Genomic DNA, 15,285 nt, shown 5'->3' with positions numbered 1-15,285 from the left:
ACTTGTCACATTCACACGACAAGGAAAAGCTATACCAACTCGCGCGCGCGATGTGGGAAAGTGTCGGCATACGGGGAGAGGATTATGTTTGAGCAATATTTTGATTCTGAGCTAGTGAAACAACCGGCGTTTGATATCACGATAGGTGGTAAGCAAATACTGAGTTTGAATGACCGGCTAATTGGTCTGACGATAACCGACAATCGCGGGTTTGAAGCTGACACGCTGGAAATCACCATTGATGACACTGACGGAAAAATAGAACTGCCGCCGCGCGGTGTTGAGGTCAGTATCGCAATTGGTTGGCTAAGAGAGCCATTGATACACAAAGGTATTTTTACTGTTGATGAAATCAGCCATAGTGGGGCGCCTGACCAGGTGATCATCACAGCCAGGTCTGCAGACTTTCGCCAAGAATTTAACGTTAAGCGCGAATATAGCTGGCATGATATCAATGTCGGTAAAGTTGTGAGTGCAATCGCAGGGCGCTACAACTTAACGCCTGCAGTCAGTAAACAGTTAATTGATATTGAAATCGACCACGCAGACCAAACAAACGAGAGCGATATTAGTTTTTTATCCCGTATGGCTGAAATGGTTGGGGCCATTGCAACGATTAAAAATGGTAACTTACTGTTTATTATTCCTAACCGTGGGCTAACACAAAGCGGAACGCCAATACCCGAAGTAGTGATTAAGCGTGATGTGGGCGACAAGCATAGCTTTCGAGTGGCAGACCGTGACGCCTACACAGGCGTTAAAGCCAATTGGTTAGATTTGAATTTTGGTAAAAAGCCCGCAACGAGTGTTAAGCGAAAAAAGAAAAAAACGACCAAGCCAAAAAAAGAGAAAAAGGCGAAATCCAGCAGTAAAGAGGGCGAGTATTTAGAGGGGGCTGAGGGTAATGTTTATGTGTTACGTCAGACATATAAGACCGAAGAAACCGCAAAGCGCGCAGCAGCGGCGAAGTGGTTAAAGCTGCAAAGAGGAGCAGCAGAATTTAACATTACCCTAGCAAGAGGGCGAGCCGATTTATACCCTGAAATGCCGGCGGCGGTGGTTGGTTTTAAAACGGTTATTGATAGCCACCGGTGGATCATTTCTCGCGTAGTGCATCAAATCAGTGATAACGGGTTTCAAACGCAATTAGAATTAGAGTTAAAAATTGATAATGACAATATGGTAGACGGTGATAATTCAGCCAATTGATATAACGTGTTATAATTAGGTTAGGCAAACCCAAGAACCAAGGCTTTACAATGGCGTTTAATTGTCCAAAATGCGGCGCCGCATCTTACACTCGCACCAGTGAGCCAGTAACAGAAGAAACAAAACGCAGTTATCATCAATGTCAAAATGTTTTATGTGGCTGTACGTTCACGACATTACAAAGTGTCGAACGCTATTTAACGATACCCAACCCTCAACCGTTACCGGCTGATTTTAAATTACCTGGTGATGCGTTTCCGAAAAGCCATTACGGCGAGAATCAACTTTCGTTGCTGATATGAAAAGAAAACCCCTCGAATGAGGGGTGTGCTGTTCTTAATCTGACTCTTTAGCCTTATCCATGTCAGTTAAATCAAACTTAAACTGCTTATTGCTTTCATTGTAAAAGCTGGCTTCAATGATTACTTTTTTACTATTAGCTGCTTGTTTAATAAATTTTTTACTATTTTTAATAAAAAATGAATCTGAGCTGTGGTCTTGTGGTTTCAATACACTGTATTTTTCAATGGGGCTACTATCGAATTTCACCGAGACATAGCATTGGTCATATGCCTGACAGATAAATTGACCTTTATCGACATAAACTATAGCTTCAGATACTTTTAGGTCACTCGCTTTTTGTCCTTTTTGTAATGTTGTTTTTGCAGACCTAAGGACTAACGTCATTGATGTTCCCCCTGCATATGGGAAACTAAATTCATGTTTATTTTCGGAAGAAAGCATAAGAATTTTTGTTGATGTATCTCTCATTTCATCTTCATGATATGAGGCATACCATTCACCAGCCATAAGAGGTGTAGAAATAAAAGGCAGTAGTATACATCCGATTTTTAGAGTGAAATTCATATTTTTCAAGTTCCATTTTTGATGTGAAGTTTTATAAGTCTACCTTAAGCAATACTTCCTATTGAACTTATATGAATAGACAAAGTAAAGCCCCAGAAAAATTTCTGCGGCTTTACTCTTTGTGGTCAATAATGGTCGATGTGGACGGAACGTGGACGGTGAGAATTACAAATTAATATATAACAATAATTTACAATTCAATAATGAACACCATCCCTGTCTTTTATAGCCCCTTTTAGGGGCTTTTTTTTGTTTAAATAGGTTGGGTGTTAACTATAGTTGACAATTTGTCGAGGGCGATTAAGATACAGGTATCAAGACAAGGAGACAACAGTATTAACGACAGATCTATTCGACAACTGGATACGCGATCTCAAGGATTTAAGGGCGAAAACAAAGATTCAAGTGAGAATTCGGCGCCTAAAAAATGGAAATTTTGGCGATATTGAGCCAATTAGTGATGGCTTTTCAGAGCTGAGGATACATGAGGGGCAAGGGTATCGTGTTTATTTAAAACAGAAAAATAACGTTATGGTCATTTTGCTCTCAGGTAGGAGTAAAGGAACCCAGCAAAAAGATATCATCAAAGCCAAACAGGTTTTTAGTCAAATTGAAGGTGAATTATGGCCATAAAATTAAAAGAATATGATATTGCTGAGCATTTAAATAGCGAAGAAGAAATCCAATTGTATCTTAATGAGATCTTGGAGGAAGGTGACCCTGCTTTAGTATTATCGGCTCTCGGGGATATAGCAAAAGCTCGCAATATGAGTCAACTAGCTAAAGAGGTAGGGATGAGCCGTGAAGGTTTATATAAAGCATTATCAGGTCAAGGTAATCCTACATTCACCACAATCATAAAAATAGTTAACTCTCTTGGTTTGAAGCTACAATTTAAAAGTATTTAATACTCTGTTATTTATTAAAATAAAAACTTCTTATCTCATTATCTTGCTATTACCTCTCTACTAAAAAATAGGATAACGTTATGGTTCAGGTGTTAACAGCTCAGGATTATCGCAGTATGCCTTGGAAAAATGGGCAAGGCGTCACGTTGGAAGTGGCGAGAAGCCATGGTGAAGGGCTTGATGATTTTGACTGGCGGGTATCAATTGCGGATGTGAAAGCTGCGGGGCCTTTTTCTCATTTTTTAAATCGCCAACGTATTATTGGTGTGCTGGAAGGGAATGGGATGACTTTGCTTGTGGATGACCAGAGCCCAGTGACGTTACAGCAAAAAGAATTCTTTGCCTTCAAGGGGGAGAGCAATGTGCATGCTGAATTAGTTAAAGGCGCTATTCGTGATTTTAATCTCATTTATAATCCTGCAAAATATTCAGCACGCCTACAGTGGGTAAATTCAGCATCGGGTAGTTCTTGGATTAGCGATGCAGCCCAAATTCTCATTTTCAGTACTGCGCCAAGTATGAGCTTGGACGTAAACTCGCAACCGTTTGTGTTAAAACATTTTGAAACGTTGTTAGTGAGAAACAATATCCAGCCACTGCAATTTTCAACCCAGCAATCTGCAGGACAAGATTTCTGCATAATAGAGTTGTTTATTAAATAGTTAGGGACTTAATGCTATTTATTTGGATGTTTTTCCAATATTTTTGGCATTAATTATTTTTTAGGTTGGGATATTACTCTGTCGATTAAATTATTTTAGTAAAAATGTTATCAAATTCATAGAACCTGTAATTATGGCTTTATTCCTATTGTTATTTTCCGCAAAATTTATAGTCTTTAGCGTCACTAAAAAAATAAGAATGGTATTTCTTAAAGGAAAAATGATCTATGAAAATGAAAGCGCTTGTCGCCGTTGCTGTCTCTGCTGTGATTTTAACTGGCTGTAAAAATATGGACCAAGGGATGTTGACTAACTCTGGAATGCAATTATTCCAAGCAGCAACACTGAGTGATTCAGATGTTAAGCAATTAAGCGATCAATCTTGTAAAGAGATGGACGCACAGAACAAAATTGCTCCTTCATCAAGCAAATATTCCAAACGTTTAGACAAAATCGCTAAAGCTCTGGGTAACGAAGTTGATGGTACACCCGTTAACTATAAAGTTTACATGACTAACGATGTAAACGCATGGGCGATGGCGAATGGTTGTGTGCGTGTATACAGCGGCCTGATGGATGTCATGAACGACAACGAAGTTGAAGGCGTTCTGGGCCATGAAATGGGTCACGTAGCATTAGGCCATACTCGTAAAGCAATGCAAGTTGCTTATGCAGCAGTTGCAGCGCGTACAGCGGCAGCATCAGCTGGCGGCGTAGTTGAACAACTGAGCGCATCACAAGTTGCTGCATTGGGTGAAAAACTGATCAACTCCCAGTTCTCTCAACACCAAGAAAGCGAAGCGGATAACTTCTCTTATGACTTACTGAAAAAACGTGGTGTAAAAACTGACGGTTTAGTGACTGGTTTTGAAAAATTGGCAAAAATGGGTAGCCAAGAGACCAGCATGTTTGACTCTCACCCACCTTCAAGTGAGCGCGCACAAAACATCCGTGACCGTATCGCTGCTGATAAAAAATAATTATTAATTATTTTTGATAATAAGGTGTAACAGTGTAAATAAGCATTGTTGCACCTATTATGTATTTCTTGCAGATATTCTTATTTCAGAATTAGAAATCAGAACTTCCCCCGTTGTACTTCCTTAAATCACTCACTATCTTATCTATTAAATAATATTCAGGTTTTTTCATGGTGTTGCAGTTTTATGTTTGATAAAACGCTAACAAGGAAAAAAGATGGAAAAAGTGCAGAAAATTTCCCTTCTTGCAAAAGGAATGGGAATGCTGTTATCGGGAACTTGCCGTTTATTAACAGGGGTTCGTACTCGTTGGGTTGGCTGTCAGCCTGCCATAACCCCGCGTATTTATTATGCAAATCATTCAAGCCACTTAGATGGGTTAGTCATTTGGTCTGGTTTACCGCCGCTGATGCGCCATTTTGTTCACCCTGTCGCCGCGAAAGATTATTGGGATAAAACGCCATTTCGCCGTTATTTAGTGAATAACGTTTTTCGCGCTGTCCTTGTCGATAGAAAAGGGGACAAACCTGCGCAAGGTAATATCTTGGAGCCTCTTGAGTCCGTTTTGGCAGCAAAGCATTCATTGATATTTTTCCCCGAGGGAACCCGTGGTAGTGGCGAAGTGCTAGGTCAATTTAAAAGTGGCCTGTACCATTTAGCGAAAAAATATCCCGATGTTGAAGTCGTCCCCATCTACCTTGAAAACCTTAACCGCGTATTGCCAAAAGGGTCTAAATTAGTTGTGCCTGTTATTTGCTCTGCGGTAGTCGGTAAGCCTATCTCTCCTTTAACCGAAGCTGAAAATAAAACTGAATTTTTGCAACGCGCCAAAGAAGCGCTAGAGGAGTTGATGCCATGAGCGTTTGGGACAGCGAATTAGCCTTACTGTTATCGGGTGTGTTTGGAATATTAGTATTTGCGAGTGTCGTTGGTGGGATCTTGGCTTACCGTTATTCTGGTGATAAAAGCAATCCAACCATTGATAACCTGAATGCTCGTATCCGGGCATGGTGGGTGATGTGTATTATCTGCGTATTGGCGGTAGTACTTGGCAACATTGCAGTCGTTATTTTATTTGCATTGATATCATTCTTTGCGTTGCGCGAGTTTATTACTTTAACGCCAACACGGCGAAGTGATCATGAAGCGTTATTTTGGTGTTTCTTTATTTTCATTCCATTGCAATACCTTCTGGTCGGTATTGAGTGGTATGGGATGTTTTCAATTTTTGTGCCTGTGTTTGTTTTCCTCTTTTTACCTACACGTATTGCACTCGCAGGGGATACCTTTCATTTTCTTGAGCGCACGGCAAAAATTCAATGGGGGATGTTGGTGACGGTTTTCTGTTTAAGCCACGTTCCCGCGTTGTTGATGCTCAATATTGAGGGTTATGAAGGGGAGGGCGTGAAATTATTGCTCTTCTTAATTATTGTGACGCAAATTTCCGATGTCTTGCAGTATGTATTCGGTAAACTGATGGGTAAACGTCCGATTGTACCTAAATTGAGCCCAAATAAGACGATAGAAGGCTTTGTTGGTGGGATCTTATCCTCTGTACTGATTGGAATTTGCTTATATTGGGTTACGCCATTCAGTTGGTGGGTTGCTGGTTTAATGTCATTGGCGATCACGATTATGGGGTTTGTGGGTGGTTTATGTATGTCAGCCATTAAGCGTGATAGTGGTATTAAAGATTTTGGGGCGATTATTGAAGGGCATGGGGGCATGCTGGATCGCATTGACTCATTGTGTTTTGCCGCGCCTATTTTTTTCCATTTAACGCGTTATTACTATACATAGGCCAATTTTATTTTCGTTTTTGTTCGTTAATTAAAAGAGCACCAAATGGTGCTTTTCTTTTGTTTTATAGGTACAGCATAGAAGGAATTTAAGTGTTATCATCAATACTTAATTTTTATTTCAAACTAAGATTCAACTAGGGTAATTCGCTTTAGTTGGTACTCGAGGGCTTTTTTTGCATTGAAAGATTTACCTATTGGGGTGATCGGCTAGAATTATGTAAACTGGATCACAATAAAACATAAAAGCTTGATGGAAAGCAGATGCATAATTCACTCTTTGCCGTATTATGTTGTTAGGTGAATCAATTCAGCACTAGTAAGCCAGCGTAATTAGCGTTAAAAAGATTAGCAGCGTAACGGTTTTATCGATTTGCAATTTTATGTTCATTAATCAGAGGTCATCATGGTCAAGCAGATTAAAAGAATTGGGGTTTTAACGAGTGGTGGCGATGCACCAGGTATGAATGCCGCGATCCGTGGTGTGGTACGTGCTGCTTTAGGTGAAGGGCTAGAAGTGATGGGTATTTTTGATGGGTACCTTGGCCTGTATGAAAACCGCATGAAACAATTAGATAGATACAGCGTATCGGATATGATCAACCGCGGTGGCACCTTTTTAGGCTCAGCTCGTTTCCCACAATTCCGTGATGAAAAAGTACGTGCAATAGCCTTTGAAAATCTGAAGAAAAATCATATTGATGCGCTAGTCGTTATTGGTGGTGACGGTTCCTATTTGGGTGCGAAAGCACTGACCGAAGCAGGCTTCCCGTGCATTGGTCTACCAGGTACAATCGATAATGACGTTGCAGGAACCGATTACACCATTGGTTATTTTACTGCGCTTGAAACCGTTGTTGAAGCAATTGACCGCTTGCGTGATACCTCTACATCTCATAAACGTATCTCTATTGTTGAAGTGATGGGACGTTACTGTGGTGATTTAACATTATCTGCGGCGATCGCGGGCGGGTGCGAATTCCTTGTATTGCCTGAGCAAGAAATGGCGTTCGATCGCGAAGAATTGTTATCTGAAATCAAACGCGGTATTGAAAAAGGCAAACGCCATGCAATCGTTGCTATCACTGAACACGTTTGTGACGTGGGTGAGTTAGCCAAATATATTGAGCAAGAAACACACCACGAAACTCGCGCAACGGTTCTCGGCCATATTCAACGTGGTGGCTCGCCAGTGGCTTATGACCGTATTTTAGCATCACGCATGGGCGCATACTCCATTCAATTACTACTTGAAGGCTACGGCGGCCGCTGCGTGGGTATCCAAAATGAGAAATTGGTTCACCATGATATCATTGATGCGGTAATGAATATGAAACGCGTCTTTAAGAAGGATTGGTTTGATACAGCTAAGAAGCTCTACTAAAATCTTCGTCATATTTCAAGCTGTAGGGGTGTTGGCTACGCTCACTAACCCTAGTCACATACTTATGTATGCTCCTAGGGATTAGCTTTGCTTGCCGCCTACCTACAACTTGAACTATTTAGAAGATGGATATTTGTCATATTTCAAGCTGTAGGGGTGTTGGCTACGCTCACTAACCCTAGTCACATACTTATGTATGCTCCCTGAGCTATCCTCGTTTGCCGCCTAGGCACAACTTAAATTATTTAGAAGATAGATATTTGTCATATTTCAAGCAGTAGGGGTGTTGGCTACACTCACTAACCCTAGTCACAACTTAAATCTCTCCCTTACCTGTTCATATATTCCCCGTAAGCATAAGTTTTTCTTTTTAATTATTTCCAGTTATTGATGCTATCTGTCAGCCTCGCCTTATCGACAATTTGATGAGGGCTCAAAATGGCACGTTCATGGCAGGTAACAAAATCACAATTAACGACCGCATTGTTATTAATATTGACGACGGGGGCTTGGGCGAAAAATATTCAACTGTTGAATGTGTCTTATGATCCTACGCGTGAGTTCTATCAGCAATATAATCAGGAGTTTAGTGATTATTGGCAAAAGAAAACGGGGGATACTGTTACCGTGCGTCAGTCTCATGGTGGATCTGGTAAACAAGCTATCTCAGTTATTAATGGGTTAGAGGCGGATGTTGTTACGTTAGCCTTAGCCTATGACGTGGATGCTATTGCGCAAAGTGGGCGAATAGATAAAAACTGGATAGAAAAACTCCCCGATAACTCAGCTCCTTATACCTCAACGATTGTCTTTTTAGTCCGTAAAGATAATCCAAAAAACATTCGCGATTGGGATGATTTAGTCCGCAAAGATGTCTCTGTGGTGACGCCAAATCCGAAAACTTCAGGCGGTGCACGATGGAATTATTTAGCTGCTTGGGGTTATGCACTAAATAAAAATCAACAAGATCCTGAAAAAGCGAAGCAATTTGTGAAGCAGCTTTATCAAAACGTAGAAGTATTAGATTCAGGGGCTCGAGGGGCGACAAATAGCTTTGTTGAACGCGGCATTGGTGATGTATTAATTGCCTGGGAAAATGAAGCGTTACTTGCTATCAATGAATTAGGTGAAAATGGCCAGTTTGAAGTGGTTACACCCAGTATTTCCATCTTAGCAGAGCCAACGGTCGCAGTTGTTGATAAAACAGTTGATAAGCGTGATCGCAGAGAGGTCGCAGAGGCCTATCTTACACATCTTTATTCACCAGAAGGGCAAGAAATTGCTGCTAAGAATTATTATCGACCACGAGATAGTGAAGTTGCAAAAAAATACCAGCAGCAGTTTCCAGAATTGAAGTTGCTAACGGTAGATAAGGATTTTGGTGGCTGGCAGGCAGCGCAAAAAACACATTTTGCGAATGGGGGAGTATTTGATGAGATAATTCAGCGTTAATACTCGTCATATTTCAATTTGCAGGGAGATTTCTTCATATTTTGAGCCGCAGCGTTGTTAGCTGCGTGCGCTCACCCTAGTCGCATATTTATGTATGCTCCTGTATTTTCTTCATATTTTGAGCCGCAGCGTTGTTGGCTGCGTGCGCTCACCCTAGTCACATACTTATGTATGTTTCTAGGGATTCACTTACTTGCCGCCTAGCTGCAACTCAAACTATTTTGAAAATTGGTATTTTGATATTTTAAACCGTAGAGTCACATACTTATGTGTACTAACTAGTGCGGTTACCAAAGGTATTTTACGCCAATGTTTCCGAGATAAAGCGTCTGCTTATTATTATTACCAGATGTTGTACCATCATCTTTTGGATGTTTCCATGTTGAGGGTTCATAGGCGACACCACCCCATAATGTTAAGGATGGAGTGGCTTGATATTCGATATTTGTTCCTAGACGAAAACCGTTATTAATTTTTTGAACGAGATAAAAATGTTCATCATAGGTGTCTTCCTGTAAAGCATAACGAACATAAGGCGTAATACGCCAATCAGACTTTAAAGTGAAAGGTAAATAAGCGCGGACTTGTGATTGCATAAACCGAGTACTGAAGTGTTTATCCCATGCTTTGTCAAAGTATAAGGTCAGTTTTGCTTTTAAGGCCTCAGAGTGTTGGTAAGTGGCTCCAAATTCTGTTTCTGCTTCATGGCTATTAGAACTAAAATAATTACTGTAATAATAATAAGAAAGCCAGAAATTAAAAGACCATTTATCATTAAAATGATAGTTACCCGCTGGTGTTAGTGCGTATAAGCTATTGGAGGAGCGTACTTTGGTTCCTGGTGGGGAGTCATTAGATTCTTTTCGATATTGTGCGCCAATTTCAATGTCTGATTGTGGTGTTTTAACAAATTGTTTTGTAATGTCAAGTTGAGTGCGGCTACGAAGATAAGAATCACGGGAAGTACTGAAATTACGCCCATGGTTTCTCAGTGATTCGCGGTGTTCTATGTCAAATCGCCACTGAGATGCTGGGTTTGTCAGGGATAATTGGCCTACGGTACTGATTTTATCGTACACTTTATTTTTAAATGCATCGACTTGCCCTTGATATTCTTCTATTTCCATATAGACATTGGTTTTAATTCGCCAAAAATCATTATTTGTTTCTGAAAAGCAAATGGCTGGAAATATAATTATAATATTAAATACTAAACTAATTATATATTTCATTTTCATCCTTTAAAGTAAACTTTATTAATTGTTATTTACTAATTTGTTAAGCAGGATAAATTTGAATTAAACTTTCAGTAGTGTCTATTGTTATTATTTGATAGTGGATAAACTAAAGATGTGAATATTATATTTATCACTTTGAATTTAATTGGTTTTATTGTTTTTTATTTTTTGTGTGAGGTAATGAGTTTTCTCAAACGTTTGATTTTAAAAATAATATTAATTTAAATTATTCGTAACTTTAATAATTAAAAATTTGCTACTCGTTAAATAAAAAAACCGCCAATAATGGCGGCTAATCATTAAAAACAAAATAAATTTATTTTGTTTTTTTCGCTTCAGCGGCTGCTTTGACAATGACAGCAAATGCATCTGCTTTCAGGGATGCGCCACCCACTAATGCGCCATCGATATCTGGCTGAGTAAATAATTCAGCAGCATTGCTTGCATTGACTGAGCCGCCGTATTGGATGATGACTTGCTCAGCAATCGCCGCATCTTTTTTCGCAATATGGGTACGAATGAATTTATGAATAGCTTGTGCTTGTGCTGGCGTTGCGGATTTGCCTGTACCGATAGCCCAAATTGGTTCATATGCGATGACGGCACCTTGGAATGCTTGCGCACCTAAGGTGTTCAGCACTGCGTCAATTTGACGAGCACAAACTTCTTCAGTTTTACCTGCTTCGTTTTCCGCTTCGGTTTCACCAATACACAGAACAGGGATTAAGCCTTGCTCTTTCAGCACTGCGAATTTTTGAGCAACAAACTCATCACTCTCTTTGTGGTAAGTACGGCGCTCAGAGTGGCCAATAATAATGTATTTTGCACCTACATCTTTAAGCATTTCAGCCGATGTTTCACCCGTGAATGCGCCAGACAAGTTAACGTCAACGTTTTGTGCACCTAATGCAATGCGGCTGCCCGCTAGAGCATGTTTTGCTTGAGTCAGGTAGATTGCGGGTGGTGCGATAGCTACATCACAGCCATCGACGCTGCTCAGTTCGTTACGCAGACCTGCGATCAGGTCATTGACCATATGGGTGCTGCCGTTTAATTTCCAGTTACCCATTACCAATGGATGTCGCATGTTATTTCCTCCAACCAGAGAGTTTGAATGATTAATCAATAAGTTATTCATTGCGCATTAATGTTGCCAACGCAACGGGACAGTTTTGTCGCCATTCACCTTAAGTATTATAAGAACATTAGGGCATAATAGCTTTGCTTTTCATCATGCTTGTTCTTAGAGCGTGATCACAGTCTGTTTAGGGTGTTTGTTGCTCTAGCTTAATCGGTTCAACAGCAAAAGTAAGCACATTATTGTCACTTTTTACTAAAATATATCGCAGGTCGCCTAACCGAGCTTCTTCTGCACGGGTTGGGTTTTGATCTGCCATAAATTTATTTAAGGCAGTGGTTAGCTCTGGGGCTTTATCTAAAGAAACATCTGGGGCAAATTGATGGATGATTGCAAGCGTATAGCGTTCCATTAATTGACGGTTTTCTTGGGCTTCTTGTACGTTATCTGTTGGGAGTAAGGTAATTTGTAAGCTTTTAATTTTTTCACTACCGCGTTCTAACACTGCAGAAGAATAAATTTGTTGATTGATACGGGAAGCGGCACGAATATAAGGAGCTGCAATGTCTTGGCTCGCAATGACTTTATATTCATGAAGATATAAATCTTTATAGGCTTGATTAAACTGAGTGCGTAACTCAGGGATGGTGAGGTTAAAAGAAGCCGCATCAGGGGCTAAGTAAGCGACTTCAAAATCAGTATCAGGTAAGGTTGGCACTTTTTGGGCGAATGCCAATGGTGGCGCACTGAGTGTAAAAATGGTTATGATGGCGGATATCGAACGAATTAAGGTTTGAGTCATTTTTTTGCCACTCATTCTTTGGGTTTTCACATTGTATCAGGATTATAAGTAATGACATTACAACAATGGGCTTTTTCCTTCAAAGGTCGAATAGGGCGGCGACCATTTTGGGTCGGTATCGCTGCCAGCTTTATTTTGGTGGCTGTGATTGTCCTGTTACAGAATACGTTTTTATTACCTGAAATGGTTACTCTTTTTCTTTTTGTCCTCTTGCTTTATCCTTTAGCCGCGATTTTTTCAAAGCGCCTACACGACAGAGGAAAATCAGGTGGGTGGTTCGCATTAATTGTATTGGCTTTTGCGCTTTATTCAATGGATGTCAGCCAGTTCGAACCTATTTGGCAGTGGGGAATTGGGCGATTCTTACCCCTATTTATTGCGATGATTATGCTATTGGATTGTGGTGTGTTTGTCGGAATGGATAGTGCGAATAAATACGGTGAAAAAACTGAGACTGTGAGTTATTTATAACGCATTGACTACCCTGAAATATTCAGGGTAGTGTTTATCTCTCTTTACCAGTATTGCTCGCTGGAAATATGACCAGGCTTACGGCGCAAATGCTTAATCATTCCATGGCTAATTTTTAGCGTATCTCGTGTGTCACGTACCATTTCAGGGTTACCACATAACATCACATGGCAAGTTTCAGGCGAAAGGGATAAACCAACCGCATTTTCGAGAGCATGACTTTCAATTAAGGCAGGGACTCGACCATGCAAAGATGTTTGGGTTTGCTCTCGACTGACAACAGTGACAATTTTTAATTTTCCTTGGTACTGTTGCTCAAGTTCCTGCATTAATGGCAGATAGCTCAAGTCTTTTTCATATCGAACAGCGTGCAATAAAACGATTTTTTCAAATCGTTCGAGATCTTTTCCTTCTTGTAAGATTGATAAGAATGGGCCAATAGCTGTCCCAGTTGAAAGCATCCATAAATTTTTACACGCTGGAATTTCATCTAAGACAAAAAAACCTGCCGCTTCATCTGTTATTTGTAATGTATCGTTAGGCTTTAGCTGTGCTAATTTGGGACTCAGTTTGCCCCCGGGAACAATCACAAAATAAAACTCAAGTCGGTTATCGCTGGGGGCATTCACATAAGAATAGGCACGTTGAATTCGTTCTCCCTCGATTTCAAGGCCAAGTTTAGCGTATTGTCCTGCAGTAAAAGGTTTAATGGGGGCGTCGATGACAAGGCTAAACAATGTATCAGTCCAAAACTTGGCTTCAATCACTTTCCCAGTTACCCAATTTGCCATAAATCCACCTCTTATTATTTCAAAATCAATCCCGCTAAGTGAGTGATGTTTTACCTTAAGTTAGTCGGGGTATTGCTCATTAGGATTTAATACTAAAACAGTTCACTATTTATGCTTATCGATAATGTGTTCCAGTGTTTTATTCTTAATAATAGTTATTTATTAATTTTAATGTACAGTTATGTTGACAGATGTGGCGAATATAGCTGCCGTTGGTGTGTAAACTAAAATGTCGAGCTACTTAGAAAAAAACGTAAATTTTGTTATCTTAATCACATTAGAGCAAAACGTGCTATCTGTTGTTTATCTGGGATAGTTCTAATGCGTAAAAACAACATTTAAATATTCGTCATTAAATTCCAATATTCGGTTTGTATTATTAACTTTTAATAATACTGGGTTGCTGTGTGTCTGGAATTTTTGCTGTGTCCGAGAGAAAAATGAGAAAGCTGGAACATTTCAATCTGTTATTAATGCTTATTGCATTGGCGGCTGTTGGCCAAATGACGCAAACTATTTATGTCCCTGTGATTGCTGAAATTGCAGTGTACTTTAATGAACCTTCTGGTGCCGTTCAGAAGGTGATGGCGGCATATTTATTTTCATATGGTTTTTCGCAACTATTATATGGGCCATTATCCGACCAAATTGGTCGTCGTCCTGTTATTTTAGCGGGGCTGACTATTTTCTTATTTTCGACCATTGTGGCGATTTTTGCGCCGACTTTAAATACGCTCACTATCGCAAGCGGTATGCAAGGCCTTGGTACAGGGGTTGCGGGTGTTATGGCGAGAACCATGCCCCGAGATTTATATAAAGGCACGGCATTGCGCTATGCAAATAGTTTATTAAATATGGGTGTTTTGGTAAGTCCATTATTAGCGCCGATGTTTGGTGGAATATTGGCTCACTTTTTTGGTTGGCATGCCTGTTATATTTTCCTATTTATCCTAGGTGCGGGCGTATTATTTAGCATGTATCGGTGGCTACCTGAAACACGGCCTGTATCCCCAGAAAAACGTAAAATGGTGGCGTCATATTGTGAGTTACTCTCTAATGGGGCATTTTTGTCTTATTTATCGATGTTAATTGGTGCGCTGGCGGGAATTGCTGTTTTTGAAGCGAGTAGCGGTGTTTTAATGGGCGGTGTATTGGGCCTCAGTAGCATTACTGTCAGTATTTTATTTATATTACCTATCCCCGCTGCCTTTTTTGGTGCGTGGTATGCAGGGCGTGAAGGAAAAACGTTCTACAACTTGATGTGGCAATCGGTATTAATTTGTTTGCTGGCAGGTTTAATGATGTGGATGCCGAGTTGGTTTGGCATCATGAATACGTGGACGTTGTTAGTCCCTGCCGCCGTATTTTTCTTTGGAGCAGGTATGTTATTTCCGCTTGCGACCACAGGAGCGATGGAGCCATTCCCTTATTTGGCGGGCGCTGCGGGCGCACTTGTGGGGGGCTTACAAAATGTCGGTTCTGGGGTTGCAACATGGGTTTCTTCATTAATGCCACAGCATGGGCAATTTAGTCTTGGCTTGCTGATGTTTTTGATGTCGGTTCTTGTACTCTTGTGTTGGCTGCCGCTGGCTCGTCGTATGGGGCATTCGGAAAGAACAGTTTAATATTAAATAGTTAGGCGGG

Annotated in this window: 17 protein-coding genes; 12 read left to right on the top strand and 5 right to left on the bottom strand. The window is 40.4% G+C overall.

From position 1 onward, the window contains the following. The first annotated feature begins 84 nt into the window (after positions 1 to 84). Positions 85 to 1,209: a phage late control D family protein gene (locus AABS66_RS14555; protein WP_430225074.1), complete on the top strand. Its 1,125-nt coding sequence runs from the start codon at positions 85 to 87 to the stop codon at positions 1,207 to 1,209. A gap of 50 nt (positions 1,210 to 1,259) precedes the next feature. Beyond that, positions 1,260 to 1,511, top strand: coding sequence for an ogr/Delta-like zinc finger family protein (locus tag AABS66_RS14550; protein WP_112860265.1), 252 nt, complete (start codon positions 1,260 to 1,262; stop codon positions 1,509 to 1,511). Positions 1,512 to 1,545: 34 nt separating this feature from the next. Here AABS66_RS14550 and AABS66_RS14545 read toward each other — a convergent pair whose 3' ends face one another. After that, positions 1,546 to 2,076 carry a hypothetical protein gene (locus AABS66_RS14545; protein WP_430225073.1) on the bottom strand — a complete coding sequence of 177 codons (531 nt, stop codon included), beginning with the start codon at positions 2,074 to 2,076 and terminating at the stop codon, positions 1,546 to 1,548. 279 nt (positions 2,077 to 2,355) lie between these two features. Here AABS66_RS14545 and AABS66_RS14540 point away from each other — a divergent pair, with 279 nt between their 5' ends. The 8 genes from AABS66_RS14540 to AABS66_RS14505 all read left to right on the top strand — a co-directional run bounded on the left by AABS66_RS14540 (position 2,356) and on the right by AABS66_RS14505 (position 9,261). After that, the gene (locus AABS66_RS14540) at positions 2,356 to 2,709 is read left to right on the top strand and encodes a type II toxin-antitoxin system RelE/ParE family toxin (RefSeq protein WP_430225072.1); all 354 of its coding nucleotides are present in this window, start codon (positions 2,356 to 2,358) and stop codon (positions 2,707 to 2,709) included. Beyond that, entirely contained in the window at positions 2,700 to 2,984 is a 285-nt protein-coding gene (locus tag AABS66_RS14535) for an addiction module antidote protein (protein WP_206085937.1), read from the top strand. The genes AABS66_RS14540 and AABS66_RS14535 overlap by 10 nt, the downstream gene beginning before the upstream one ends. Positions 2,985 to 3,064: 80 nt before the next feature. Further along, entirely contained in the window at positions 3,065 to 3,646 is a 582-nt protein-coding gene (locus tag AABS66_RS14530) for a HutD/Ves family protein (RefSeq protein WP_206085938.1), read from the top strand. Between the two features lie 227 nt (positions 3,647 to 3,873). Further along, complete coding sequence (locus AABS66_RS14525; protein ID WP_047756827.1) at positions 3,874 to 4,626, top strand: M48 family metalloprotease; 753 nt, start codon at positions 3,874 to 3,876, stop codon at positions 4,624 to 4,626. Positions 4,627 to 4,843: 217 nt separating this feature from the next. Then, the gene (locus AABS66_RS14520) at positions 4,844 to 5,485 is read left to right on the top strand and encodes a lysophospholipid acyltransferase family protein (RefSeq protein WP_206085940.1); all 642 of its coding nucleotides are present in this window, start codon (positions 4,844 to 4,846) and stop codon (positions 5,483 to 5,485) included. Then, entirely contained in the window at positions 5,482 to 6,426 is a 945-nt protein-coding gene (locus AABS66_RS14515; protein ID WP_206085942.1) for a phosphatidate cytidylyltransferase, read from the top strand. The genes AABS66_RS14520 and AABS66_RS14515 overlap by 4 nt, the downstream gene beginning before the upstream one ends. Before the next feature lie 405 nt (positions 6,427 to 6,831). Further along, a complete protein-coding gene (pfkA, locus tag AABS66_RS14510) occupies positions 6,832 to 7,809 on the top strand; it encodes a 6-phosphofructokinase (protein ID WP_047756829.1) in 978 nt (325 codons plus the stop codon). Positions 7,810 to 8,247: 438 nt separating this feature from the next. Next, positions 8,248 to 9,261, top strand: a complete 1,014-nt coding sequence (locus tag AABS66_RS14505; RefSeq protein WP_206085944.1) for a sulfate ABC transporter substrate-binding protein — start codon at positions 8,248 to 8,250, stop codon at positions 9,259 to 9,261. Between the two features lie 287 nt (positions 9,262 to 9,548). Here AABS66_RS14505 and AABS66_RS14500 read toward each other — a convergent pair whose 3' ends face one another. The 3 genes from AABS66_RS14500 to AABS66_RS14490 form a co-directional block, all read right to left on the bottom strand. Beyond that, the gene (locus AABS66_RS14500) at positions 9,549 to 10,493 is read right to left on the bottom strand and encodes an autotransporter outer membrane beta-barrel domain-containing protein (RefSeq protein WP_430225071.1); all 945 of its coding nucleotides are present in this window, start codon (positions 10,491 to 10,493) and stop codon (positions 9,549 to 9,551) included. A 322-nt stretch (positions 10,494 to 10,815) separates the two neighbouring features. After that, entirely contained in the window at positions 10,816 to 11,586 is a 771-nt protein-coding gene (gene tpiA, locus AABS66_RS14495) for a triose-phosphate isomerase (RefSeq protein WP_206085953.1), read from the bottom strand. Positions 11,587 to 11,764: 178 nt separating this feature from the next. After that, positions 11,765 to 12,379 (bottom strand): DUF1454 family protein, encoded by a 615-nt coding sequence (locus AABS66_RS14490; protein WP_206085955.1) that lies wholly within the window; start codon positions 12,377 to 12,379, stop codon positions 11,765 to 11,767. A gap of 51 nt (positions 12,380 to 12,430) precedes the next feature. On the opposite strand from AABS66_RS14490, the gene AABS66_RS14485 reads away from it, so the two are divergent. After that, complete coding sequence (locus AABS66_RS14485) at positions 12,431 to 12,850, top strand: DUF805 domain-containing protein (protein ID WP_206085957.1); 420 nt, start codon at positions 12,431 to 12,433, stop codon at positions 12,848 to 12,850. Positions 12,851 to 12,894: 44 nt separating this feature from the next. On the opposite strand, the gene fpr is transcribed toward AABS66_RS14485, so the two are convergent. Next, the gene (fpr, locus tag AABS66_RS14480; RefSeq protein WP_206085959.1) at positions 12,895 to 13,641 is read right to left on the bottom strand and encodes a ferredoxin--NADP(+) reductase; all 747 of its coding nucleotides are present in this window, start codon (positions 13,639 to 13,641) and stop codon (positions 12,895 to 12,897) included. Positions 13,642 to 14,081: 440 nt separating this feature from the next. Between fpr and emrD the strand changes: the two genes are divergently transcribed. After that, positions 14,082 to 15,266 (top strand): multidrug efflux MFS transporter EmrD, encoded by a 1,185-nt coding sequence (emrD, locus tag AABS66_RS14475; protein WP_206085999.1) that lies wholly within the window; start codon positions 14,082 to 14,084, stop codon positions 15,264 to 15,266. Positions 15,267 to 15,285 lie beyond the last annotated feature (19 nt).

It is taken from the genome of Providencia sp. SP181 (assembly GCF_050446505.1).
GTDB classification, from domain to species: Bacteria; Pseudomonadota; Gammaproteobacteria; order Enterobacterales; family Enterobacteriaceae; genus Providencia; species Providencia vermicola.
Note: the sequence above shows the minus strand (reverse complement) of the source record. Positions and strands in the feature narration are given on the sequence as shown.